We start from the raw sequence: 24079 nt of genomic DNA, 5'->3' as shown, positions 1-24079 counted from the left end.
TTCCCCACCCGTGTCGGGAGGAACTACGAAGACAGGTCATGGCGGCGGCAATTGGGCGAGCTGAACGAGGCGTACGCCCTCCCGCCGGGTGACCAGCCGGCCACGGCCCGGGGGCAGCGGCCCGGGCCGGACCGGCCCGACGAGCGCGCCCTCGTCCGGGCTGCCCGCCATCACCAGACCGGCGGTGGAAAGTTCCCGCAGGCGCTGCACGATCGGCTCGTACTGGGCCCGGCCCGCCCCGCCCGTTCGCCGGGCCAGCACCAGGTGCAGCCCGACGTCCCGGGCGTGCGGCAGGTGCTCCTCCAGCGCCCGCAACGGGTTCGCCGGACCGGCCGCCACCAGGTCGTAGTCGTCGACAAGCACGAACAGCTCCGGCCCCGACCACCAGGACCGGTCGCGCAGTTGCTGCCCGGTGACCTCCGGGCCGGGTGCCCGCCGCTCCAGGTATCCGACGGCCGACTCGACCAGGTCGGCGGTGTGCGCCGCGGCGGTGCCGTACCCGATCAGGTGCGGCGTCTCGATGGCGTCGAGCAGACTGCGCCGGTAGTCCACGAGGATGACCCGGGCCTGCTCGGGCGTGAAACGGGTGATGATCGAGGTGGCCAACGCCCGCAGGAACGAGGACTTGCCGCACTCCGCGTCGCCGAACACCACGAAGTGCGGTTCGGCCGCGAAGTCGAGCAGCACCGGGCGCAGGTCCGCCTCGGCGATCCCGATCGGCAGCCGCAGGCCGGTCGTCGCGGTGAGGTCCAGTTCGGCGTACGGCAGCACCGGCGGCAGGAGCCGGATGCGGGGCGCCCGAGGGCCACTCCAGCTGTCGGCGACCCGCTTGACCAGGTCGGTGGTGTCACCGCTGTCGGCGCCGAGCTGCGGCAGCGCGGTGAGGAAGTGCAGGCTCTCCGCCGTCACCCCCCGACCGGGTTGCTCCGGTACGTTCGCCGCCGCCCTGCGCGCCACAAGCGAGTCCGCCGGATCACCGAGTCGCAGCTCCAGCCGGGAGCCGAACAGGTCCCGGATCGCCGGGCGGAAATCCAACCAGCGCAGCGCCGTGGCGACGACGTGCAGCCCGTACGACAGGCCCCGGGTCGCCAGGTCGGTGACCAGGGGCTCCAGGTCGTCGTACTCGCCACGGATGGTGCTCCAACCGTCGATCACCAGAAAGACGTCGCCGAACGGGTCGGCCCCCGGCTGGCTGGCCGCGCCCACTGCGGCCCGACGCTGCCGGTACGCCGCCATCGACTCCACGCCCAGCTCGCCGAAGCGACGCTCCCGCTCGGCCAGCAGTGTCGTCATCTCACCCACGGTTCGCCGGACGGCTGTCGGGTCGGCGCGGCCCGTCACCCCGCCCACGTGCGGCAGGTCCCGCAGTGCGGCAAGGCCACCGCCGCCGAAGTCGAGACAGTAGATCTGCACCTCGGCCGGGGTGTGGGTGAGCGCCAGCGCGCAGATCAACGTCCGCAAGACGGTGGACTTGCCGCTCTGCGGTGCCCCGATCACCGCGACGTGCCCGGCCGCGCCGTCCAGCGCCAGCCAGAGCAGGTCGCGGCGCTGCTCCAGCGGTCGGTCCACGACTGCCACCGGCACGCCGAGCGCGCCGTGCAGCTCGGGGTTGCCCACTGTGAGCCCGCGCGCCGGGTCCACCTCGACCGAGCCGAGCAGCTCGTCCAGGGCCGGTGGCTGACCGAGCGGCGGCAGCCAGACCTGGTGTGCGGGTGGACCCTGCCCGGCGAGCCTGTCGACGAGCAGGTCGAGCAGGGTCTTCCGGCTGCTCTCGTCCTCGGCCACCATCGGCAGGGCCGGGGTGGCCGGCTCGGGCAGCGGCACCGTGTGGGTGGTGAAGGTGAGCAGGCGGGCACCTCCGTCGGCCGCCGTGCCCGCCGACGAGGCCCGGCGGCGGACCGCCCCGGAGACGTACGCGGCCTTGAACCGGGCCAGCGGATCGGTGCCGGCGCGCAGAAAGCCGTGGCCCGGTGAGCGGGGTAGTTCGTGCGCGTCGGGCACGCCGAGGACCGTGCGGGACTCCAGCGCGGAGAACGTCCGCAGCCCGATCCGGTACGACAGGTGGGTGTCGAGCCCACGCAGCCGGCCCTCTTCCAGGCGCTGGCTGGCGAGCAGCAGGTGCACGCCGAGCGACCGACCCAGCCGGCCGATCTGCACGAACAGGTCGATGAAGTCGGGCTTGGCGGAGAGCAGCTCGGAGAACTCGTCGCAGATCAGCAGCAGCGACGGCAGCGGGGCCAGGGGGGTGCCGGCCGCCCGGGCACGCTCGTAGTCGCGCACGCTTGCGAAGTTGCCGGCCCGGCGCAGCAGCTCCTGCCGGCGGACCAGCTCACCGTTGATCGCGTCGACCATCCGGTCGACAAGGGGCAGCGCGTCGGCCAGGTTGGTGATCACGGCGGCGGTGTGTGGCAGCCGGTCGAACGGTGCGAACGTGGCACCGCCCTTGAAGTCGACAAGGACGAAGTTGAGCTGCTCGGAGCTGTGCGTCGCGGCCAACCCCAGCACCAGCGTACGGAGCAACTCGGATTTTCCCGAGCCGGTGGCGCCGATGAGCAGGCCGTGCGGGCCCATCCCGTCCTGGGCGGACTCCTTGAGATCCAGCTCGATCGCGCCCCCGTCGGTGCCCACCCCGATCGGCACCCGCAGCCGGTCCCGGGCCGAGCGCGGCGCCCACCCCTGCTCGGCGGTGAAGCTCTCCGGGTCACCGAGGCCGAGCAGTTCCGGGAGGCCCAGCTCGGCCTGGAGCGGCGCGTCGGGGCCACGGGCCGTGCCGGCCAGCCGGAGCGGCGCCAACCGTCGGGCGATCGCCTCGGCCTCGGCCAGGTCGAGTTGGTCGGCGGTGCCCACCTCGGCGTGCCCTTCGATCGACATGGAGTGCAATCGTCGGCCGCGCAGTTCCAGCAGCAGCGCGTACCTGTCGAGCAGGCGGGGCGGCGGGGTGTCCAGGTCCAGGACGGTGACCGCGTCGATTCCGCCGTCGCCGGTCAGGTCGCTGGCGCCGGTCAGGTCGCCGCCGTCGAGGACCACCACGACGTGCGGGCCGTCGGTGGCCGGGCCCGCTGGACTGAACCGGGAGCGGCTGGCCAGCACGTCGCCGAGTAGCCGTTCCAGGTCGGCGGCCGAGGTGGTGACCAGCCGCACCGGCCCGAGCGCGTCGGTGCGGCCGGGGTGGTGCGCGTGCGGGAGCCACTTCACCCACTCCCAACTGGCCCGGCGCTCCGGCCCCGCGCAGATCGCGATCAGCAACTCGTCGGAGGCGTGGAAGACGGCCAGTTGGGTCAACACGGCCCGGACCAGGGCCTGCGCCGTCGGGTCGCCGCCCGGCGGCCGGCCGGTGCCCGGCCCGCCGCCGAGACGTATGTGCACCCGGGCGAAGCTGCGCAGGGACAGGGCCACCGGCAGTTCCGGCACCACTGAGTACGCGTCCAGGAAGCGGCGCAGCGCGCCCGCTGTCATCGGTTCCAGCTCCTCCAGGGGCCGGGTGACCGGTGGGACCAGCGGGGTGGCAAGCGTCTGCGGCCCGACGGCGACCCGCACGACAGCGAAATCCGGGTCGGTGGGACGCCGCTCCCAGACCCGGTGACTGTCCACGGTCGACCACAGCCGGCCCGGATCCGGGTGTCGGTAGTAGAGCCCGGCCCGCTGCTGCCCGGCGGTCTGTCGTACCCGGCGGCGCAGGGTGGCCAGATGACGCAGGTACTCCCGGCGGGCCGCCATCATCTCCGACTTCTTCGGAGTGCCCGAGGCGCTGCCCCAGGACGTCACGAGCATCGCCAGCGAGGAGAGCCCGAACATCCCGCCGACCACGTACGAGTAGGTGCCGCCGCCCCGACCGAACATCATCGCCATCGCCACCGTGCCCCCGAGCATGGGCAGCAGCATGAGCATCTGCTGCCACCGCCCGCCGGTCACCACGGGGATCTCCGGCGGCGCCTCGACAGGCAGTTCACCGGCGGGGATCTCCGGTGCCGGCCGGCGGGGCGGGCGCTTGATGATGACTGTGGACACTCGGCCTCCTGACAGCGCTGGGTAACCCGAGCCTGGCTCATGGTAGGTAAAGTCCTGTCGTCCGCGCAGCCTCCGATCCCCCTCGATATGGAGACCAGTCGATGACAACAGGGCTGGCCCGCGTCACCATCAGTGCGCCGCAACGGCGGGTGGACGTCGCCCTGCCGGAGCAGACGCCCCTGGCAGAGCTGCTGCCCGACGTGCTCCGACACGCCGGTGAGGGCCTGGCCGACGACGGCGAACGGCACGGCGGCTGGGTGCTGCGGCGCACCGACGGCGCGCTGCTGGCGACTGCCCAGGCGCTGCTGCCGCAGGGCGTCCGCGACGGTGAGGTGCTGCACCTGGTGCCGGCCCGCGCGTACTGGCCCGAGTTGGAGTACGACGACGTGGTCGAGGCGATCGCCGACGGGGCCCGGCGTCGCGGCGGTGCCTGGTCGCCCACCGCCACCCGGGTGGCCGGTCTGGCCGGTGCCGCCGTGCCGCTCGCCGTCGGGCTGCTCGCCCTGCTCGCCGTCGGCCCGACGCACCGCAGCGGTTGGCTCGTGGCGACGGTGGTGGCCCTGCTGCTCACCGTGGCCGGCACTGTCGCCTCCCGCGCCAACGGTGACGGCACGGCCGGGGCGACGCTCGGCGGCTACGCCCTGCCGTACGCGTTCGTGGCCGGTGCCCTCGCGGTCGGCTCCGGCGATCCGGTCGGGCCGCTCGGGCTGGCGCGCTGGGTCGGCGCGCCCGAGTTGCTGGCCGGCTCGGCGGCGCTGCTGTTCGTGGCTCTGCTCGGGCTGCTCGGGGTGGCCAGCCGACTGCGGGTCTTCGTGGCCGGCGTGACGGTCGGCCTGCTCGGTGCCGGCGCGGCGCTCGGCGCGCTTCTGCTGACCCCGGCGGGCACGGCGGCGGTGCTGCTCAGCGCGCTGGTCTTCGCGGTCGGGGTGATCCCGCTGCTGGCGATCCGGCTGGGCAAGCTGCCGCTGCCACCGATCACCCTGCCGGCCGCCACGTCCGCCGACGAGCCGGAGCGGGCCCGGGACCTGCCGGACCGGGGTCGGGTGCACGCGGCGGTCACCCGCACGGAGGAGGTGCTGACCGGGATGCTGCTCGGGCACGCCCTGCTGGCGGTGGCTGCGGCCACCGTGCTCGGGACGACCGGGGGTACGGCCGGACGGGTGCTGGTGGCGGTGGTCTCGGCGGTGCTGCTGCTGCGGTCGCGGCTGTTCGTGGCCCTGCGGCACCGGGTGCCGACGGTGCTCGCCGGGCTGGCCGGCTACGCGGTGCTGGGTGCCGTGCTTGTCGACCGGGCCGACGACACCGGGCGGCTGGCGCTGGTCCTCGGCGGGGCGGCGCTGGGCCTGGTGGCCGTGGCCGCCGGCACCGGGTACGCGCGTCGGCCCGTCTCGCCGTACCTCGGAAGGGTCGCGGACCTCACCGACACGGCGCTCGTGGTCGCCGTGGTGCCTGTCGCCTGCGCGGTCCTCGACCTGTACGACAGGGCCCGGGGGCTGCTCGGGTGAGCGGCCACCGGGCCCGGTGCGTCAGGGTGCGTCAGTGCAGGGTCTCGCCGCGCGCCTCGGCGTCGCGGGCCCGCTGGTACGAGGCGTGGATCTCGGCCTCGGCCTCGGTGCGGCCGACCCAGGTCGCGCCCTCCACCGACTTGCCGGGCTCCAGGTCCTTGTAGACCTCGAAGAAGTGCTGGATCTCCAGCCGGTCGAACTCGCCCACGTGGTGGATGTCGCGCAGGTGCTCCTGGCGCGGGTCCTCGTAGGGCACGCAGAGGACCTTGTCGTCCCCGCCCTTCTCGTCCGTCATCCGGAACATGCCGATGGCACGGCACCGGATCAGGCAACCCGGGAAGGTCGGCTCGGGGACCAGCACCAGGGCGTCGAGCGGGTCGCCGTCCTCGCCAAGGGTGCCCTCGATGAACCCGTAGTCGGCCGGGTACTGGGTGGACGTGAAGAGGGTGCGGTCCAGCCGGATCCGGCCGGTCGCGTGGTCCACCTCGTACTTGTTGCGGTGACCCTTGGGGATCTCAACCGTCACGTCGAAATCCATCTGCACGCTCCCTCGTCTGCCCACGCTGGCTAACGGATATCACTGGCGGCTCCCCCGGACAGGTGAATGCCCACCCGCCGACTCCGGCCGCCGCATAGTCTTCGGACCGAAGTAGTGTCACCCAAGCCGATTTTCGCTGGGGGAGGAGGGGGTCGTGGGGAGGGAAGATTCACACTACCGCCCGGACGGGGGCGCCGCGCGCGGTACCGGACGATCCGGCTCCGGTGGCGCCACCGGACGGGTTCCGGTGCCCGACGCCCACCTCCCTCGGGCCTCCGAACCGACGTCTCCGGCAGGCGCGACGTCTCCGGCATCTCCGGCAGGCCCGACACCGGGTCCGGAGTCGGTCTCCGAGCGGCCTCCACCGCTGCCGTGGCGTCCGTCCGGTCCGGCTCCCGTGGGGCCGAACACCGGCCGCTTTCCGGTCCTCGGCGGTGACCGCCCCACGAGCGCCCCGGCGGCTGGCCGCGCCACGGTGCCGACCAGCCCAGCCCCGGGTGGTGCCGCTCCGACCGGCCCAGCCTCAGGTGGCGCCGCCTCGACCAGCCCAGCCTCGGGTGGTGCTGCTCCGGCCGGGCCGGCCTCGGGTGGTCCCGTTCCAGGGGGTCCTGCCCAGGCCAGCCGTCCGCCGGCCGGTGACCGAACGACGACCCCCGGGGGCGGTCCGCCGCTGGGCCCGCCGATCTCCGCGCTGCCGGCTCCGGCCGGCGTAGAGCCGCCCGCCGCTCCGGCCGGCACTCGCCAGCGGGGGCGGCTCCTCGCCGTACTCGCCGCGGTGGTGCTGCTGGTGCTCGTCGGCGTCGGCGTGGTCGTGGTCCGACCCGGGCCGGTTGCCGGCTGGCTGGGCGAGGACGTCGCGTCCGCGCCGACCGCAGCCGCCGCCACCCCGGAACCAGACCCGTCGGACGTGCTGGCCGGGCCGGACGCGAATGCTCCGCTGCCCACCCCGGACGGGGTCAAGGCCGCGCTGGGCCCGCTTGTCGGTGCGGCCGCCCTGGGTGACCGGGTGAACGTCTCGGTGGCCGACGTGGCGTCCGGCCAGACGCTGTTCGCCAAGGGGGCCGACGACGGGACGGTGCCCGCCTCGGTGACAAAGCTGGCGACCGCGGTGACCGTGCTGGCCGCTCGTGGCCCCGGCTACGAGATCCCGACCCGGGCGGTGGCCGGCGCGAAGCCCGGCGAGGTGGTGCTCGTCGGCGGTGGTGACCCCACCCTCGCGGTGGACAAGAAGGGTTACTACCCGGGCGCGGCACGCCTGGACGACCTGGCCGCGCAGGTGCGTACCGCGCTCGGTGGCACCGCCCCGACAAGCGTCACAGTCGACGGTTCGATCTACTCCGGCCCGGTGTACGGCCCCGGCTGGGATTCCGACATCCCCACCGGCGGCTACGGCGGCGCGGTGACCGCGCTGATGACCGACGGCGCTCGCAGGGACCCGGGAGCCGAGCCCGGCGGCGCCGAACGTGTCGCCGAGCCGGACCTCAGCGCAGGCCGGTCGTTCGCCCGCCTGCTCGGCGTACCGACCGACACCGTGAAGCGGGGCACGGCCCCGGCCCTGTCGACCGCCGCCGGTGGCACCCCGCCCTCCGGCACAGAGTTGGGCACGGTGCAGTCCCCGCCGTTGATCCGGCTGGTGGACATCATGATCAGCGAGAGTGACAACCTGCTGGCCGAGGCGCTCGCCCGCCAGGTGGCGCTGGCCCGCAGCCAACCGGCCTCGTTCGACGGCGCCGCCGCCGCGATGGACGCGGAGGTGGCCGCGCTGGGCCTGCCCGCCGAGGAGATCACCCTCTCCGACGGCAGTGGGCTGTCCCGCCGTAACCGGATCAGCCCGTCACTGCTCACCGACCTGATCCGGCTCGCCGCCAGCCCGGACCACCCGGAGCTGGCAGGGGTCTTCGGTGGTCTGCCGGTGGGCGGGTGGTCCGGCACTCTCGGCGACCGCTACCGAGGCGCTCCGGGCACCGCCGCCGGGGCGGGTGCCGTACGGGCCAAGACCGGCACCCTGACCGGGGTGCACGCCATCGCCGGCCTGGTCACCACAGCTGACGGCCGGCTGCTCACCTTCGCGGTGCTCACCGACAAAGTGCCCGGCGGCACGGACACTGCCCAACCGGCGCTGGACCGGATCGCCGCTGCGTTGGCGGGCTGCGGCTGCCGCTGACCGCGCTCTCCGGCATGGGTCTCGGGAGCCGCGATCGGCGTCGATCGCCGACGCGACCCCGGGCCGGGGTGTCGCGGCGCGGGTACGGTGGGTCCATGGCGCAGTTCGTGGACTGGGATCTGGCCGCCGCCACCGCGGGGGCGTTGAGCAAGTCGGGCCCTCGGGTGTCGTACTCCGAGGCCACCGACGTGGTCGGCGACCTGCGTCGGCTGACCGACGAGGCGGCCGGGCACGTGGCCGACTACACGGGGCTACGGGCGCAGGTGGCGCACCCGCCGGTCCGCGTGGTCGACCGCCGGGACTGGGCGGCCACAAACATCGCCGGGCTGCGTGAGGTGATCACTCCGCTGGTCAGCCGGCTCTCCGGTGACAAGCAGCCGGGCGCGTTGACCGAGGCGATCGGGTCCCGGCTGACCGGGGTGCAGGCCGGCACCGTGCTTGCCTACCTGTCCGGCCGCGTGCTCGGCCAGTACGAGGTCTTCTCCGCCGATCCGGGCCAACTGCTGCTTGTCGCGCCGAACATCGTCGAGGTGGAGCGCAAGCTCGGCGCCGACCCACGGGACTTCCGGCTCTGGGTGTGCCTGCACGAGGTCACCCACCGCACCCAGTTCACCGCCGTGCCGTGGATGCGGGCGTACTTCCTCAGCGAGGTGCAGGCGTTCGTAGACGCCTCGTCCAGCGGCAGCGAGCACCTGGTCGAGCGGTTGCGGCGTGGCGTGGCGACGCTGTCCGACGCGGTCCGCGACCCGGAGAGCCGCACAAGCGTGCTGGACATCGTGCAGACCCCGGCGCAGCGGGCCGTTCTGGACCGGCTGACCGCGTTGATGACCCTGCTGGAAGGGCACGCCGAGTTCGTGATGGACGGCGTCGGCCCGCAGGTGATCCCGAGCGTGGAGCGGATCCGCGCCTCGTTCAACAGGCGTCGCGAGGCGGGCAACCCGCTGGAGAAGGCGATCCGCCGGCTGCTCGGGGTGGACGTCAAGATGCGCCAGTACGCCGAGGGCCGCAAGTTCGTGCACGGCGTGGTCGAGCGGGTCGGCATGGAGGGCTTCAACTCGATCTTCAACTCACCGCTGACCCTGCCCCGGTTGTCCGAGCTTGGCGACCCGGACGCCTGGGTGGCGCGGGTGCACGGCCCGGCCGGCCACATCCCGGCCGCTGGCTGACCGTCCGCAGGTGGCCGCGCTCGCCCCGCCGGTGGCCGCGATCCGGGTGGTGGTCCGCCGCGCGCTGAACGGCCTGCCGCCCGGTGGTCCGGTGCTGGTGGCCTGTTCCGGTGGTGCCGACTCGCTCGCCCTGGCTGCGGCGACCGCCTTCGTGGCACCCCGGCTGGGCCGGTCTGCGGGGCTGGTGACCGTCGACCACGGCCTGCAGGCCGGCTCGGCGCAGCGGGCGGAGGCGGTGGCTGCCTGGGCACGCGAGGCCGGCTTCGCTCCGGTGGAAGTGGCCCGGGTGGAGGTGGCCGGGCGTCCGGGCGGCCCCGAGGCGGCGGCCCGGGAGGCCCGCTACCAGGCATTGACGGAGGCGGCTCGCCAGCACGGGGCTGCCGCGCTGCTCACCGGTCACACCCGGGACGACCAGGCGGAGACCGTGCTGCTCGCCCTGGCGCGGGGAGCCGGCCCGCGCGGGCTGGCCGGAATGCCGGCTCGACGGGACCTGGCCGGGGTGCCGCTGCTGCGCCCGCTGCTGGAGATCAGCCGGGAGCAGACCCGCGCCGCCTGTGCCGCGCTCGGCCTCGACACGTGGCAGGACCCGCACAACACCGACCCGTCGTACGCCCGCTCAAGGGTTCGCGCCGACCTGCTGCCGGCGCTGGTACGCGCGCTCGGGCCGGGCGTGGTGGACAACCTCGCGCGTACCGCCCGGTTGGTGGCGGCCGACAACGCCGCTCTCGACGGGTTGGCGGTGGCGGCGCTGGCGGCGGCCCGGTGTGCCGATGGAGGGCTCTCCGTGGCGGCGTTGGCGGGCCTGGTGCCCGCCGTGCGTGGCCGGGTGCTGCACACCTGGGCGCGGGAGTTGGGCGCCCTCCCGGCTGCGTTGTCCTACGGGCACGTCAACGCGTTGGACGCCCTGGTCACCGAGTGGCACGGTCAGGGGCCTGTCGACCTGCCCGGAGGGATCCGGGTGCTGCGCCGCGCCGGCGGGCTGGCGCCGGTCGACCCCACCTGACTGACCTCCTTTGCTCTGCTTCAACCGGCGCAACAGAAACGGCGCTCAGCTGTTGCGTGGGTTGAAGCAGAGCAAAGGCTCTCCGAGCGGTGCGTCGACCGGCCTGCGTCACAGGTCCGGACTGCCCGCCGGGTCGCTCGGCGGCCTGCGTCAGACGGTGTGTGCGCGGTCCCGGAAGGTGGTCCGGTAGCTGTGCGGGGTGGCGCCGACGCGGCGGCTGAAGTGGTGGCGCAGCGTCGCAGCGTCGCCGAAGCCGGCCTGGGCGGCCACGGCCTCCACGCTCAGCGGAGTCTCTTCCAACAGCCGTCGGGCGAGTAGCACCCGCTGGTTGGTGAGCCAGTCGTGCGGGGTGGTGCCAGTCTCGGCGCGAAAGCGGCGGGCGAACGTGCGCGGTGCCATGTCGGCGCGGGCGGCCAACTCCTCCACCGTGATCGGCCGATCCAGATGCCCCATCAGCCACTCCAGCACCGGCTCCAGGGTCGGTGCCTCGGGCATCCTCGGGATGGGCGCCTCGATGTACTGCGCCTGCCCGCCGTCGCGGTGCGGCGGGACCACCATCCGCCGGGCCAGGCGGGTCGCGGTGGCCGAACCGTGAGCCTGGCGGATCAGGTGCAGGCAGGCGTCGATGCCAGCCGCCGTGCCGGCGCTTGTCAACAGTCGACCGTCCTGGACGTAGAGCGAGTTGCAGCGGACCCGGGCACGCGGGTGGCGGCGCTGCAATTCGTCGACGTAGCGCCAGTGGGTGGTGCACTCCCGGTCGTCGAGCAGCCCGGCCCGGCCGAGCAGGAAGGCGCCGGAGCAGACGCTGAACAGGTGCGCTCCGCGTGCGTCGGCTCGGCGGAGCGCGTCGAGCACCGGCTCCGGAACGGTTGTGCCCATGGCGTGCGCGGGCACGGCCACCAGGTCGGCCTCCTCCACCGGCCCGAGGTCGGCGTTCGGGGTGAGGTGGAACCCGGCGGAGGTGCGGACGGGCGCGCCGTCCGGGCTGCACACGTCGAAGCGGTACGCGGGGAAGCCGTCGGCGGTGCGGTCGGTGCCGAACACCTCTGCGAGGACGCCCAACTCGAACGGGGCGACCTGGTCGAGGGCGAGGACCGCGACAGAGCGAAGCATGTGACGAGGGTAACCCGACAGGTGGCAGTAAATCGATGATCAGTGGCATCTCTGCCACTGTTCGGTCAGCGCGAGTCGTCGCAGACTTGTCTCAGTCCGGTGCGCACCGGCGGCGAAACCGACAGCAACCATGCGAAAGTGAGCGCCGCCATGGAGTTCCTGTTCTTCCTCCTGTTCCTTGCCCTGCTCGTCGCCGCCTCGGCGGCCGGTCTCACCGCGGACAGCCGCGACTCGGCCGACTGGAAGCCCACCGAGGACGGCCGCCGCTGGCAGTCCCGTACCTGCTGATGCGTTTGATGCTTTTTGCGCCGAAAATCCCGGGCGGGACCGCGCCGAAAGGTGCGGCCCCGCCGACGGAGGCCATCCGTCGTACGGCAGGCTAGGAGACATGGCTGACGGCTCCTGGTACGACGCCGACATCGACCACGTGATCATCTCCGAGGCGCAGATCCGCGAGAAGACGGCGGAACTGGCCAAGCAGGTCTCCGCCGACTACGCCCACGTGGGTGACGGACTGCTGCTGGTCTGCGTGCTCAAGGGTGCGGTGATGTTCATGGCGGACTTCGCCCGGGCGTTGGGCCGCAACGGCCCCCCGGCCGAGCTCGACTTCATGGCCATCTCCTCCTACGGCCAGGGCACCACCTCCTCCGGTGTGGTCCGCATCCTCAAGGACCTGGACCGCGACATCGCCGGCCGGCACGTCGTGGTGGTCGAGGACATCGTCGACTCCGGGCTGACGCTCTCCTGGCTGCTGCGCTACCTGGAGTCCCGCTCGGCGGCGAGCGTCGAGGTGGTCGCGCTGTTCCGCAAGCCGGACGCCGTCAAGGTGCCGGTCCCGGTGAAGTACGTCGGCTTCGACATCCCCACCGAGTTCGTGGTCGGGTACGGCTTGGACTTCGGCGAGCGTTACCGGGAGCTGCCCTACGTCGGGGTGCTCAAGCCCGAGGTCTACGCCCGGTCCTGAGGTCGGCTGACCGCTCTCGCCGGCTCGACCCGACGATGTGAGAGCAACTCGCATCGGTGCTCGTCAAGCCGACGTTCAGCGCGCTCTCAGTTCTTCCGGCTACCGTGGAGCCCGGTGGCGTGAAAGTACCCTCGCGCCCGACCCCTCGACCGCGCGACCGGGCGAACGGGTGGTCGGGCCGGAATTCCCGCCACGCCGGTTTCTGCCCGGACCCGCCGTACGACGTCGAAGCGGGGCTGGTGAGGCCGCCCACGGTGCCCGCCGTCGATGGCGACGGTGCGCCGAGTGCGGGGCTCGCAAGCTCACTCGTCGCGTACACGGTGTACCGTCGAATGACCGCGGCGCGGCAGTATTCGCGCTTCGGGGTCGAGGCCGGCCCGCACGGCGGCTCCGGCCGCCGCCCAGTGCGGCGACACCATCAGACGGTCAGGACGTCGATCAGGAGGATGCGGGCGCCTTGGCGCTCGACAACAGTATGGAACGTACGCGTTTCTTCCGCCGACCGGTGGTCTGGATCATCCTGGTCATCCTCGGCGCCGTTGTGCTCAGTCAGCTGTTCACCGCTGGTCCCAGCTACCACCGCGTGGACACTTCCGTTGCGCTCGACCAGCTCCACACTGCCAAGATCAACAAGGTCGTCTTCCAGGACAAGGAGCAGACGCTCCAGCTCAACCTGGCCGAGAAGGCGAAGTTCGGCAAGACCGAGACCGACAAGATCGAGGCTCAGTTCCCGTACCAGGCTGGCGACCAGATCTGGAACGAGGTGCTGGACGCCAAGGCGGCCAACCGGGTCACCGGCCCGGCCGACGCCGAGGTCTCGTCGGACAGCATCTGGGTGAGCCTGCTGGTCAACCTGCTGCCCATCGCGCTGCTCGTGCTCCTGCTGCTGTTCTTCATGTCGCAGATGCAGGGCGGCGGCTCCCGTGTGCTCAACTTCGGCAAGTCCAAGGCGAAGATGATCACCAAGGACACTCCGAAGACGACCTTCGCGGACGTCGCGGGTGCCGAGGAGGCCGTCGAGGAACTGCACGAGATCAAGGACTTCCTGCAGAACCCTGCGAAGTACCAGGCCCTGGGCGCCAAGATCCCGAAGGGCGTGCTGCTGTTCGGCCCGCCCGGCACCGGCAAGACGCTGCTGGCCCGCGCGGTCGCCGGCGAGGCCGGGGTGCCCTTCTACTCCATCTCCGGCTCCGACTTCGTCGAGATGTTCGTCGGGGTCGGCGCCAGCCGGGTCCGTGACCTGTTCGAGCAGGCCAAGACGAACGCCCCGGCGATCGTCTTCGTCGACGAGATCGACGCCGTCGGTCGGCACCGTGGCGCCGGCATGGGCGGCGGTCACGACGAACGCGAGCAGACGCTCAACCAGTTGCTCGTCGAGATGGACGGCTTCGACACCAAGGGCGGGGTCATCCTGATCGCGGCCACCAACCGGCCGGACATCCTCGACCCGGCGCTGCTGCGCCCGGGCCGGTTCGACCGGCAGATCCCGGTGGACGCCCCCGACATGGAGGGCCGCAAGGCCGTCCTGCGGGTGCACGCCAAGGGCAAGCCGTTCACCCCCGACGTCGACCTCGACGCGGTGGCACGGCGTACCCCCGGCTTCAGCGGCGCCGACCTGGCCAACGTGATCAACGAGTCGGCCCTGCTCACCGCCCGTAAGGACCAGCGGGCGATCACCAACGACTCGCTCGAAGAGTCGATCGACCGCGTGGTCGCCGGTCCGCAGCGTCGGACCCGGGTGATGAGCGACCAGGAAAAGAAGATCACCGCGTACCACGAGGGTGGGCACGCGCTGGTCGCCTGGGCGCTGCCGCACGCCGCACCGGTGCACAAGGTGACGATCCTGTCGCGTGGCCGCTCGCTGGGCCACACCCTGGTGCTGCCGACCGAAGACAAGTACACCCAGACCCGCGCCGAAATGATCGACACCCTGGCGTACGCGCTGGGCGGCCGGGCCGCCGAGGAGCTTGTCTTCCACGAGCCGACCACCGGTGCTGGCAACGACATCGAGAAGGCCACCCAACTGGCCCGCGCGATGATCACCCAGTACGGCATGAGCTCCAAGCTCGGCGCGATCAAGTACGGCACCAGCGGGGACGAGCCGTTCCTCGGCCGCAACATGGGCCACGAGCGGGACTACTCGGACTCGGTGGCCGCCGAGATCGACGGCGAAATGCGGGCGCTGGTCGAGCTGGCGCACGACGAGGCCTGGGAGATCCTGGTGGAATACCGGGACGTCCTGGACAACATCGTGCTGGAGCTGATGGAGAAGGAAACCCTCTCCACTGCCGACATGGCGCGGATCTGCGCCCGGGTGGTCAAGCGCCCGCCGCTGGCGCCGTACAACGGCTTCGGCAAGCGCCAGCCTTCCACCGAGCCGCCCGTGCTCACCCCTGCGGAGAAGGACAAGCTCAAGGCGCAGGCCGAGGCTGACGGCGCGCAGGCGTCCGTCGGTGGCGGCACGCCGTCCAACAACTCGGACGGTACGCACTGAGCAACGACCCGACGGCCAGCTCCCCTCACCGGGAGCTGGCCGTCTCCGCGACCGAACCCGACGGCGACGACACGTTGGACTACGTGGCCGCCCGACTGATCAGCGGCAGGCTCAGTGGCCGCCCCGTCGAGGACGCGGTCGACCTCGGCCGGATCGAGAAGGCGGTCCGGGAGATCCTGATCGCGGTCGGCGAGGACCCGGATCGGGACGGGCTCCAGCAGACCCCGGCCCGGGTCGCCCGCGCGTACGCCGAACTCTTCGCCGGCCTGCGGGTCGACCCGGCGCAGGTCCTCAGCACCACCTTCGAGGCCAACCACGAAGAGCTGGTGATCGTCCGGGACATCGACGTGATGAGCCTCTGCGAGCACCACCTGCTGCCGTTCCGAGGCAGCGCGCACATCGGCTACATCCCCGGCCCGGACGGGCGGATCACCGGCCTTTCCAAGCTCGCCCGACTGGTCGAGGTCTTCGCCCGCCGGCCGCAGGTGCAGGAACGACTCACCTCGCAGGTCGCCGACCTGCTGATGAGCAAACTCGCACCGCGCGGCGCCGTCGTCGTGCTGGAGTGCGAGCACATGTGCATGGCGATGCGCGGCATCCAGAAATCCGGTGCCAAGACCATCACGTCGGCCGTGCGCGGCGTCCTACAGTCGGACTCCAAGTCGCGGGCCGAGGCGATGGCCTTGATCATCCCCCGCTGACCCGTACGCTGCTGGTCGGCCGACCAACCCCTGTGTTCGTCGCGGTGGGTCAGCCGGCCAGCAGGGCCAGCAGCAGACCCGCCGTCACCAGCACCGCCGGCACCAGGCAGACGAGCGCGCCGAAGCGCACCGTGCGGTCCAGCCGCTCACCGGGGCCCGCGCGGAACGACCGCCCGACGGCCACCCAGCCGGCGACGAACGCGACCGCCGGCATCGGCAGCCCGCAGATCAGCGCCGCCACACTGGCCGCGCCCGGCCCGGTCGACGCGTACACGATCACCTGGATCAGAGGCACAAGCAGCGCCAGCGGCCCGTACACCAGAAGGTTCCTGGCCCGCGCGGGCCAGGAACCCGGCCGGAACCCGCGACGGGCGGCCAGCGCCGCGTCCGCCGCCTCGGCCCGACCCCGCGCGGCCCGCAGCGCCGCCAGCACGGCCGCCGGGCCGCCGGCCATCGACCGGGCCGCCTCGGTCAGCTCCGGCGGCGACGGCACAAGCGAAATCGCCGGTACGCCAAGCTCCCGCAGCCGATCCTGCTGGCTCGCCAGCCCGGTGCGAACCACAGTCAGCTCCTCGCGAGCAGCCTCCGCCGAGCGGGCCTGCTCGCCGGCCGCCGCAGCCGCTCCGCGACGCACACCGTCCAGCTGACGCGCCGCTGCGAGGTACTCCGCCCACGCGTTGGCAGGCTCCGCGTCCGGCCGCGTGACCGCATCGTCCGGCCCGGCCGTCCGTTGACGGACCGGCCCGGTCACCGTCGCCTCCGCGCTCATCCCCGCACCTCCCGCGCGCACCACCGGATCACACCGCCTCGTCGGCGAACGGCACCAGGACCGTGCCCCGATCGTCCGGACCATCCCAGAGCGTCACCCGGTCGGGACGCGCCCGCCACTCCACCGGCCGGCCGAAGACCGCGGCGAGCTGCGCGGCCGGCACATCCAGCACCGCGACGGCGGCGAGCTTGTCCACCTCGCCCTCCGGCTCCAGCAACGCGGCGAACGGCGGCACCGCCCGCCACCAGCCCAACAGGTGCCGGCCGGCCGGCGGCCCCTCCCGCAGCAGCGCACGCAGCCGGTCCACCGGCAGATCCCGAGGCCCGGGCCGATCCAACCCGAAGACCACCAGGTACGTCGGCAGGTCGTCGTCCGGGTCCGCGAGCAGCGTCGGCAGGTCCGCCATGCTGGCTGGATGGCGGGCGGCCAACTCGGCCGTCAACGCCTCCACAAGCGGTCGGGCTCCCGGGTCGGGTGCCGCCAGCAGAAAACGGGCGGTGCCCGGCGAGTGATGGGCCGCGGTGCTCCGCGCCGCCGTCGCCAGCAACCCACCCGCCGCCGGACCCGAACCCAGCACCGCGAGGTTACGGCCGGCCGCCGGCCCCAGTGGTACGGCAACAGTCGTGCGGGCCACGTCCACGGCCCGGCCGAGCAGGGCCGCCGGCCCGTGCGCCTGCCCCGCCAGCGCAGCACGGTGCCGCGGGTCGTTGCCCAGCAGCGGCCTGGCGTACCCGGCGAACACCACGGGCGGCGCCGACGCCGCCGGACGGGCGGCGAACAGCTCGTGCCGCAGCCGCTCCACCACCTCCGGATGGTCCTGCGGATCGGGGTGGTGGATCAGCCGTTCGTGACCACGAATCGCGCCCCGAGGGCCGCCGAGCCCGCCGGCCGTGTTCACTACCGCGCTGCCGACCGGCAGGCCGGCGGCCGAGTCATTCGTCGGCTCCAGGACGGGGCTGCCACCCGGCAACGCCACACGCACCGGAAACTGCCCGAGCACCGAATCCCGGTGGCCGGCGTCCGAGCGTGCGCTCAACCCCAGCTCACCGGCCCCGGCCAGCACCAGGTGTACGCCGTACGCCCGACCGGCCCGGGCCAACCCGTCCAGCCGGGCGGCCACCTCGGCGGCCAGCCGGTCCCGCTCGGCGAAGATCAGCGGCAGATTGTCCACCACACAGACGATCCGGGGCAGCGGCTGGTGCTGGCGCAACTCGGCGAAGCGCTGCCCACCGGCCCGCCCGCCCGCCTCCGCCCGGCGCTGCACCTCGGTCATCAACTGTTCGAGCAGATCCCGGACGTACTCCCTGTCGGCGGCCATCGCGGCCGCCCGCACCTGCGGGATCCAGGACCGGTCCCGCTCGGTCTGGAGGAACTCCACGAAGGACTCGCCATCCCCGAGATCCGCCAGATAGAGGGCCAGATCGTCCGGACCGTACCGGGCGACCAACCCGAGCAGCGCCGTGGTCAGGAACGCCGCGCGCCCCGCCCCGGAACGGCCACTCACCAGCCAGTGCGGGGTCAGTTCCGTGAAGCCCAGCGGCACCTGTCGGCCACCGGCGTCACCGACCATCGTGGTCAGCCCGTCGGCCGAATCCGCCTCCCAGAGCCGCTCACCCGTCGCCGGCAGCAGACTCGCCAGCCCCAACCGGGAACCCGCCTCCACCTGCTCGGCCAACCGCCGACAGACCGCGTCGACCAGATCGGCCGGCGGGTCCGCCTCGACGAAGACCGGGGAGTTCAACCCGCCCGGCGGCTCGGCACCTGGGCTCGCGAACGACGTTCCCGGCGGGTCGCCAAGCAGCGCGTACGCGTTGCGTAACACCAACGCCGTGGCCCGCGCCAGCGGCGCGCGGGCCGCGTACGGGCCGGCGGGAGGCCACCCCGCCACCACCAGGTGCAGCCCAGCGGCCGGACCCTGCTCCGCCAACGCCTCGATCCGTGCCAGGTCCGTCGGGCCGGTCAGCTCCGGCAACGCTGCGACCACAAGCAGCAGCGTCCGGTCGTGCCGACGTCGCCCACTCGCCCCCGGGGTCACCCACTGCTCGGCCTCGGTCAGCACGGCGCGCAACCCCGCCACGTCCACCGCCGGCGGCGGCAGCAGGCCGGCATCGCCCAGCGCGCTAAACGGGCTGAGCGCGACACCCGTGGCGTCCACCGCGCGCACCAGCAGCGCACCCGCCGGCGCCGCACCCAACAACCGCAGCAGTACGGCCCGGAGCAACCCCGCGACCCGCGGCTCCCGGGCATCGGCGTCCACACTCAGGTGCCCCGTGCCGACAAGCGGCACCAGCGCGGGGAAACGGGCGTCGTCCAACGGCGCCGCCGTGCCCACCCGCACGAACGGAGGCGGGCCGTCACCCGCCGGAGAGTCCACGGCCAGCGAATCCAGGGCGGCACCCGCCCAACCCGGCGCCAGCCGCTCGGCAACCACCCGCAGACGGTCGGCCAACTCGTACTGGCGGCGCTGGTCAGCGGGGGCCGGTCGGGTCTCGTCGAGAATGCCGGCGGCGGCGGTCACGACAGCTGCGGCCCGGCGGTGCAGCGCTGCGGCGCGGTTCGTGCGTGCCTTCGGACCGGCCACCGCGTCCACCCCCTCTACCCGAGGTTGGCAACCCCTCCCGAGCAGAGACGGTATCCCAGCCAGGGCCGCTCCACCGGGAGGTGCCACGGCGGTGCGCCGGTGTTGTCGCGGATCTCACCAGTGGGCAGCGGTCCGTCACGATCCGCTCGATCTGAGGCATTGGCTCCGGAGCGTCCAGCCGTTAACGTCAGGAGGTGGAATCAGTGCAGCCCCCCGCCGGTTCCCAGGTCTCCCGCGTACCGGCCCAGCGGACGCCGTCCGAGCAGCTGCCGCCGGCCCAGCCGGCGCCAGCGCCGGAGCCGCCACGCCGCCGGTTGCGAACTGTCCTCATCGTGGTCGGAGGGGTGCTCGCCCTGCTCGGCATGGGTGCTGCCATCACCGGGTTCGTCTGGTACAACAGGGCCGCCACCCCGGACCGCAGCTCACCCGACGTGGTGGTGGACAACTATCTGCGAGCCTTCCTCGTCGACCGCAACGACATACGGGCGGACCAGTTCACCTGCAAGGACAGCGCAGACCTCCAGGCTTTGCGGGAGCTCCGTCTTGAAATGCAGCAGCGCGAGTCCAACTTCAACGTCACGGTGCGGGTCACATGGGGAGCGTTAACCAGGAACCCATCCGGTGACGGCGAATCGGTCGACACGACGCTCACCATTTCCGGCTCCGCGGATGGCGTCCCCAGAAGCAGCCGGCGGGAGGACTGGACGTTCAGGGTGATCGAAGATGATGACGGCTGGCGCGTATGCGCTGGCACCAAGTCGGGTTGACGTTACTCGATCCACAGCAGGTGGACCGGAACCTCCAGCGTGGTGGGTGACTGGCCGCGCCAGGCCCAGCGGTACCACTCCACCTCGGGCGTGATCCGTACGCAGATGTCGCCCTCGGCGCCCGAGTAGGTCTCGGTGACCGCTCGCATGTCCCGATGTTCCACGCCGCCCTCGACGTGCACGACCCGGCGTCCGGTCACCGCGTCCGCCTCGAAGACGGGGGTGGGCGACGGGTGGGACGGGCCGTCCAGTGAGACCAGCCGGATGCCGGTTTCTCGGGTGCTGTCCGCCGCGGGCCGCTCGACGATCGTCTCCACCCACACCCGCTCCACGGGCATCAGCGGCGCGAACACCTCGACCTGGTCTGCCTCGGCCCGGTACCACTCGTGCTCAGGAATCACCGGCACGTAGGTGCGGGCGCCCTGCACCACCCGGTCGTCGGCGCGCAGATCGCCGCGCCAGCCCAGCCCCGGCAGGCCCACCAGGACCCGCCGCCCGCGTAGCTCCACGGGCTCGGTCGCGGAGACGATGGTCAGCGGACGGGGCGGCCGAGGTGCCCAGTCGGGCTGGTCGGCGAAGGGGTCCGGCATTGGTCCGGTCATGCCCGTGGTGACCTCACTCCGCAGCGCGCAGCGGGGCGCCCCGCTGCCGCATGAACGGAACCGGGTCGATCGCACCGCGGCTGGACCGGTCGCTGCGCTGGTGCACCTCGAAGTGCAGGTGCGGGCCGGACGAGTTGCCGCTGCTGCCGACCTGCCCGATGACCTCGCCCGCCGGCACGATCTGGTCGGGCGCGACCCGGGGACGGGTCACCATGTGGCAGTACCTGGTGATGTAGCCGCCGGCATGCAGCATGTCGACGAACCACCCACAGCCACCCTTGCCGGGATATCCGTCCACGTCGCAGCTCTGCCGCCCACGGTCGTCGGGGTCGCAGCGGGCGACCAGCACTCGACCTGCCGCCGCGGCGCGGATATCGGTGCCCTTGGCCGCGCCGATGTCCACCCCGTTGTGGCTGGGCCGGTCGGCGGTCCGGAAGCCGGACCCGACGTCGCCGGGGATCGGTGCGGTCCAACCGGAGGCGGCGATCTCACCACGCTCGGCGGCGTTGCAGACCGCCTTGCCGTTGATCTCGACGGTCCGGGCGGCACCGCCGGCCAGGGCATCCACGATCGTGCTGGCCAACTCCTCGTGCTTGGCGTACGCGTCCGGATATGCGCTGATCTGGACCTGCTGCGCCACCACGGTCAGCGGCCGACGCTGCCAACTCCGCACCTTGACGAGCTTCTCGTAGAACTTCCGAGCCGTGTAGGCGGGAGTCATCCTCTCGGCGACAGAGCCCCACCCTGGCCGCTGCTGGAACAGCCCCAGCGAGTCGTGGTCGGCACCTACACCCTCATGCGGCAGGGCTAGAGACTCGGGAACGCCGGTGTTCGCCAGGTTGCGCAGGGCGGACTCCTGCATCGCGGTGGCCAGGGCGATCACCCAGCCACGCGAGGGCACCCCCATGTCCTGGCCGACCTTGATGATGATCGCGGCGTTACGGATCTGCGTGTCGCCGTACTCGGCGAACCGGGGGAGCTCCCCGGTGATGTCGACCGGCCGGACGGGGCCGCAACCCCACCCGGCCAGCCGGTCCCCGTCCTCTGCTGCGCCGCCGAGCCCGCTGAGGAAGAACGCCGCCGTGCCGCCCGTGCAGCAGAGCAGGAGCAGCACACCGGTGAGAATGCTGGCGATCAGTCCAATCCGTATGGGCCGGCGGACGGCTGCGGAGGCGCTGCCGGTCACTGCCGCTCCCAGTCCAGGACGTCGACCAGCCAGCCGCCGTCGGCCATGACCAGCTCGAGCCGCAGCCGGCCGTTGTCGAGTGGCAGAAGCACCTCGACGAACGTCTCGGTGCCTGCCCGCACCGTCGACGGACCGGTGACCTTCTCGGCTGGAACGCCGGCAGGCTCGGCGCCGGCCAGTTTCTCGGTCAGCGTCGGCGTCGACAACGGCCGCAGGCCGGCGTGCCATTCCTCGGCGGTCATTCCGGGCCGGCCGAGCCAGGCCGCTGTGAACCGGTCGGCGGTCTGCTCAGGAGTACGGGCACCCACCGGGGTGACCGGTGACGGTGGCGCCTCGGTGGCGAGCACGCCATCGTCACCGGCCTTCGGGTCCACTGTGGTGATCGGCCGGCTCGGTCGGCTGCTCAGACCGTCCGCCGGGCCGAGTGGCCCGGAGGCCAGACGGGCAACCCCGATCACGCCGAAGACGAGCACCGCGATCACCAGCGCCACCCCCAGCCGGGACCGCAGCGCCCGGGTGAAGAGGAACTCCAGGGCACGTCGCATCGCTGTCACCGGGCCTCTGAACGCACCCGCGGTCCGGTGCGGTCCGGCGCACGTTCGGCGGAGCCTGGCCGGTAGACCACGAACGACGGATTCTCGGCCGGCACGTCCGGTTCGGTCCAGGTCGCCGGCTGCCGCCGTCGAGGCTGGGGCGGAACCGGTCGACGCTTGCCGCCCGTCTCCGTTGTCGGCGTCTCGTCAGTGCGTTCCTGACCATCGGGCCGTGCGCCGCTGGCGCGTTGACCCTCGATCGGGGCAGCCGAGGTCGGCACCGGATCTTCCCTGCGCGCCTCCGGGCGTAGCCGGGTCTGCTCCGCGACCGGCGACCGGCGTCCACCCACCGGCTCCGCAGTACCCCCCGGCTCCGCGATGTCGAGCCGCGCCGCGACACGCATGTCCCGGAAGAACCGGCGGTGCCAGGAGCCGGCCGAGCTGACCGCCTCGCTGCTGTCCTTGCCGCCCAGTTGGGTGATCCGTCGGTACGGCCGTAGCAGCAGCCAGCCGACCACTCCGCAGAGCCAGACCAGGACCACCTGGAGCCAGCCGGGCAGGGTGGGCGTACTCATGATCAGATCGACCGCGAACAGGTAGATGGCCGCCCCGGTGCCGAAGATGGCGATGTTGAAGACAGCGGCGACCACGGCGTTCGCCAGCCGTCGAAGGCCGGCGCTGGCTGGTCGGAGCAGCCCGACGGTGCCCAGGATGGGTGCCGCGATCACCGCCCACCGGAAGACAAGGAAGCCCAGTAGCACCAGCAAGGACGCGGTGAGATCGAACATGGCGAAGAGGATGGAGGCCAACACCGCGATGAAACCCGCGCCGACCCGGTCCATGTCCCGGATCCCCTGGAGGTACTCGTACGCCTCCGGATCCTCGGTCTGGATCTGCTGGGCCACCCGCGCCCACTGCTGCTGCTTCGCCTTGATCGTCCCCTGCCGCGTGGCCGGGTTGGCACGGAGCTTCTCGACCTCCTCCCACGACAGCGCCTTGGCGTCGTAGAGCGCGGGGCCGTACTTCCGAGCGGTCTCACTGTCGGCGGAGCCGAGCACCCCTCGCAGCCAGTTCCGGTAGAGCATGGATTCGGTGGCAGTGTCGCTGGCCCGAACGGCGGGCGGCCGGTTGTCTTTGCAAGCTTCGGGATTGGGATCGTCGCACTGTTCCGGGGGGGTGTCTCGGGTTGCGGGACCCACTGCGTCGTGCACCACGCCCAGCGTGGTGACGAGCGTGCCATCCGCGATGTTTGCCGACTTGACCGGCCAGGCGGCAAGCGCGGTGACCGCGACCATGACGAGCAAAGCCCAGCCAGCGGTGGTCATCGCGTTGCTCATATCCGACTGACGGGACCGCCAGAGCAGGTAGAGCCCCACCACGCAGAGGGTGACGATGCCAAAAACGCTGAACACCTTCTGGTAGACAGCCTTGGTCGCCTGCTCGACCAGCGGATCCGCCCAGCCCCACATCGACCGCGGATCCCAGGCTCGCTCCCTCAGGGCGTTCGAGGCGCCGACGATCGCGGTGGCGACCATGAACTCGCCGTTCGCGACAGTAGTGGTGAACTTGTAATCAGGATGCAGGACCGACGACGCGCACCCGCCAGGGATGTCGTACGTCGGATAGCTGTATCCGGCGTAGCCGTAATCGCTGTAGAGCCCCTTCGGACCAAGCTCCTTGGCGGAGTCCGGCCGGCCGGCGAACCAGCCGGCGAGGCCGGAGTCCGGGGTGCCGGGGGTCGGGGCGTTGCGGCAGGTGATCTCGTCCTCGCTGACCGCTTGGAGTTTTGCCACGCAGGCCCGGAAGTCGGCCTGCCACTCCGGGGTCGTACACAGGTCGGCGCGAGCCTGGGCGACGGGCTGGGTGGCAGCGGGCGGGGCGGCGGCGGCAGCCTCCGCACCGATCAGCGGCCAGGTGAGGGTGGCCCCGGCCAGTACGCCGAGGGCGAGCAGGAACGACGCGATCCGTGCCCAGGCCCTCGCCAT

General features: G+C 72.5%; 18 protein-coding genes. 9 read left to right on the top strand and 9 right to left on the bottom strand.

What is annotated here, in order from left to right; genetic code table 11:
• Nucleotides 1-36: 36 nt before the first annotated feature.
• Nucleotides 37-4008 (bottom strand): type VII secretion protein EccCa, encoded by a 3972-nt coding sequence (gene eccCa, locus ACFY2Q_RS12630; RefSeq protein ID WP_387129682.1) that lies wholly within the window; start codon nt 4006-4008, stop codon nt 37-39.
• A gap of 101 nt (nt 4009-4109) precedes the next feature.
• Here eccCa and eccD point away from each other — a divergent pair, with 101 nt between their 5' ends.
• Nucleotides 4110-5513 carry a type VII secretion integral membrane protein EccD gene (gene eccD, locus ACFY2Q_RS12625; RefSeq protein WP_387129681.1) on the top strand — a complete coding sequence of 468 codons (1404 nt, stop codon included), beginning with the start codon at nt 4110-4112 and terminating at the stop codon, nt 5511-5513.
• Between the two features lie 31 nt (nt 5514-5544).
• Here the strand turns inward: eccD and ACFY2Q_RS12620 are convergent, their stop codons facing one another.
• Nucleotides 5545-6051, bottom strand: a complete 507-nt coding sequence (locus ACFY2Q_RS12620) for an inorganic diphosphatase (RefSeq protein WP_053654810.1) — start codon at nt 6049-6051, stop codon at nt 5545-5547.
• Nucleotides 6052-6826: 775 nt separating this feature from the next.
• Between ACFY2Q_RS12620 and dacB the strand changes: the two genes are divergently transcribed.
• The 3 genes from dacB (at nt 6827) to tilS (ending at nt 10384) form a co-directional block, all read left to right on the top strand.
• The gene (gene dacB / locus ACFY2Q_RS12615; protein WP_387129679.1) at nt 6827-8215 is read left to right on the top strand and encodes a D-alanyl-D-alanine carboxypeptidase/D-alanyl-D-alanine-endopeptidase; all 1389 of its coding nucleotides are present in this window, start codon (nt 6827-6829) and stop codon (nt 8213-8215) included.
• A gap of 95 nt (nt 8216-8310) precedes the next feature.
• The gene (locus ACFY2Q_RS12610) at nt 8311-9381 is read left to right on the top strand and encodes a zinc-dependent metalloprotease (RefSeq protein WP_387129678.1); all 1071 of its coding nucleotides are present in this window, start codon (nt 8311-8313) and stop codon (nt 9379-9381) included.
• Nucleotides 9382-9391: 10 nt separating this feature from the next.
• A complete protein-coding gene (tilS, locus tag ACFY2Q_RS12605) occupies nt 9392-10384 on the top strand; it encodes a tRNA lysidine(34) synthetase TilS (protein WP_387129677.1) in 993 nt (330 codons plus the stop codon).
• Between the two features lie 150 nt (nt 10385-10534).
• Here the strand turns inward: tilS and ACFY2Q_RS12600 are convergent, their stop codons facing one another.
• Nucleotides 10535-11497 carry a GlxA family transcriptional regulator gene (locus ACFY2Q_RS12600; RefSeq protein ID WP_387129676.1) on the bottom strand — a complete coding sequence of 321 codons (963 nt, stop codon included), beginning with the start codon at nt 11495-11497 and terminating at the stop codon, nt 10535-10537.
• Between the two features lie 138 nt (nt 11498-11635).
• Between ACFY2Q_RS12600 and ACFY2Q_RS12595 the strand changes: the two genes are divergently transcribed.
• The 4 genes from ACFY2Q_RS12595 (at nt 11636) to folE (ending at nt 15656) form a co-directional block, all read left to right on the top strand.
• A complete protein-coding gene (locus tag ACFY2Q_RS12595) occupies nt 11636-11785 on the top strand; it encodes a hypothetical protein (RefSeq protein WP_387129790.1) in 150 nt (49 codons plus the stop codon).
• A gap of 100 nt (nt 11786-11885) precedes the next feature.
• Nucleotides 11886-12461 carry a hypoxanthine phosphoribosyltransferase gene (gene hpt, locus ACFY2Q_RS12590; RefSeq protein ID WP_030328005.1) on the top strand — a complete coding sequence of 192 codons (576 nt, stop codon included), beginning with the start codon at nt 11886-11888 and terminating at the stop codon, nt 12459-12461.
• 475 nt (nt 12462-12936) lie between these two features.
• The gene (ftsH, locus tag ACFY2Q_RS12585; RefSeq protein WP_387129674.1) at nt 12937-14955 is read left to right on the top strand and encodes an ATP-dependent zinc metalloprotease FtsH; all 2019 of its coding nucleotides are present in this window, start codon (nt 12937-12939) and stop codon (nt 14953-14955) included.
• Nucleotides 14956-14990: 35 nt separating this feature from the next.
• Entirely contained in the window at nt 14991-15656 is a 666-nt protein-coding gene (folE, locus tag ACFY2Q_RS12580) for a GTP cyclohydrolase I FolE (RefSeq protein WP_387129786.1), read from the top strand.
• A gap of 49 nt (nt 15657-15705) precedes the next feature.
• Here the strand turns inward: folE and ACFY2Q_RS12575 are convergent, their stop codons facing one another.
• Both ACFY2Q_RS12575 and ACFY2Q_RS12570 read right to left on the bottom strand, forming a co-directional pair.
• On the bottom strand, nt 15706-16425 hold the full coding sequence (locus tag ACFY2Q_RS12575; RefSeq protein ID WP_387129672.1) for a hypothetical protein: 720 nt from the start codon (nt 16423-16425) through the stop codon (nt 15706-15708).
• Nucleotides 16426-16453: 28 nt separating this feature from the next.
• A complete protein-coding gene (locus ACFY2Q_RS12570) occupies nt 16454-19015 on the bottom strand; it encodes an FtsK/SpoIIIE domain-containing protein (RefSeq protein WP_387129669.1) in 2562 nt (853 codons plus the stop codon).
• A 194-nt stretch (nt 19016-19209) separates the two neighbouring features.
• Between ACFY2Q_RS12570 and ACFY2Q_RS12565 the strand changes: the two genes are divergently transcribed.
• Complete coding sequence (locus tag ACFY2Q_RS12565) at nt 19210-19773, top strand: hypothetical protein (RefSeq protein ID WP_387129784.1); 564 nt, start codon at nt 19210-19212, stop codon at nt 19771-19773.
• Nucleotides 19774-19775: 2 nt separating this feature from the next.
• Here the strand turns inward: ACFY2Q_RS12565 and ACFY2Q_RS12560 are convergent, their stop codons facing one another.
• From ACFY2Q_RS12560 to ACFY2Q_RS12545, 4 genes are read right to left on the bottom strand one after another with little or no spacing between them, the layout of a single operon-like run.
• Nucleotides 19776-20375, bottom strand: coding sequence for a hypothetical protein (locus tag ACFY2Q_RS12560; protein WP_387129667.1), 600 nt, complete (start codon nt 20373-20375; stop codon nt 19776-19778).
• A 13-nt stretch (nt 20376-20388) separates the two neighbouring features.
• Nucleotides 20389-21561 (bottom strand): M23 family metallopeptidase, encoded by a 1173-nt coding sequence (locus ACFY2Q_RS12555; protein ID WP_387129665.1) that lies wholly within the window; start codon nt 21559-21561, stop codon nt 20389-20391.
• The gene (locus ACFY2Q_RS12550; RefSeq protein ID WP_387129663.1) at nt 21558-22115 is read right to left on the bottom strand and encodes a hypothetical protein; all 558 of its coding nucleotides are present in this window, start codon (nt 22113-22115) and stop codon (nt 21558-21560) included. Before ACFY2Q_RS12550 ends, ACFY2Q_RS12555 begins: the two co-directional genes overlap by 4 nt.
• Complete coding sequence (locus tag ACFY2Q_RS12545) at nt 22112-24079, bottom strand: MFS transporter (RefSeq protein WP_387129660.1); 1968 nt, start codon at nt 24077-24079, stop codon at nt 22112-22114. Before ACFY2Q_RS12545 ends, ACFY2Q_RS12550 begins: the two co-directional genes overlap by 4 nt.

It is taken from the genome of Micromonospora sp. NPDC000316 (assembly GCF_042898885.1).
GTDB lineage: Bacteria > Actinomycetota > Actinomycetes > Mycobacteriales > Micromonosporaceae > Micromonospora.
This window is presented reverse-complemented; position numbering and strand designations above follow the sequence as displayed.

Coding starts and splice junctions, on each gene's coding strand:
- eccD (WP_387129681.1), top strand. CDS start 4,110: ATGACAACAGGGCTGGCCCGCGTCACCATCAGTGCGCCGCAACGGCGG.
- ACFY2Q_RS12620 (WP_053654810.1), bottom strand. CDS start 6,051: ATGGATTTCGACGTGACGGTTGAGATCCCCAAGGGTCACCGCAACAAG.
- ACFY2Q_RS12610 (WP_387129678.1), top strand. CDS start 8,311: ATGGCGCAGTTCGTGGACTGGGATCTGGCCGCCGCCACCGCGGGGGCG.
- ACFY2Q_RS12600 (WP_387129676.1), bottom strand. CDS start 11,497: ATGCTTCGCTCTGTCGCGGTCCTCGCCCTCGACCAGGTCGCCCCGTTC.
- hpt (WP_030328005.1), top strand. CDS start 11,886: ATGGCTGACGGCTCCTGGTACGACGCCGACATCGACCACGTGATCATC.
- ftsH (WP_387129674.1), top strand. CDS start 12,937: ATGGAACGTACGCGTTTCTTCCGCCGACCGGTGGTCTGGATCATCCTG.
- ACFY2Q_RS12575 (WP_387129672.1), bottom strand. CDS start 16,425: ATGAGCGCGGAGGCGACGGTGACCGGGCCGGTCCGTCAACGGACGGCC.
- ACFY2Q_RS12560 (WP_387129667.1), bottom strand. CDS start 20,375: ATGACCGGACCAATGCCGGACCCCTTCGCCGACCAGCCCGACTGGGCA.
- ACFY2Q_RS12545 (WP_387129660.1), bottom strand. CDS start 24,079: ATGGCGAGGGCCTGGGCACGGATCGCGTCGTTCCTGCTCGCCCTCGGC.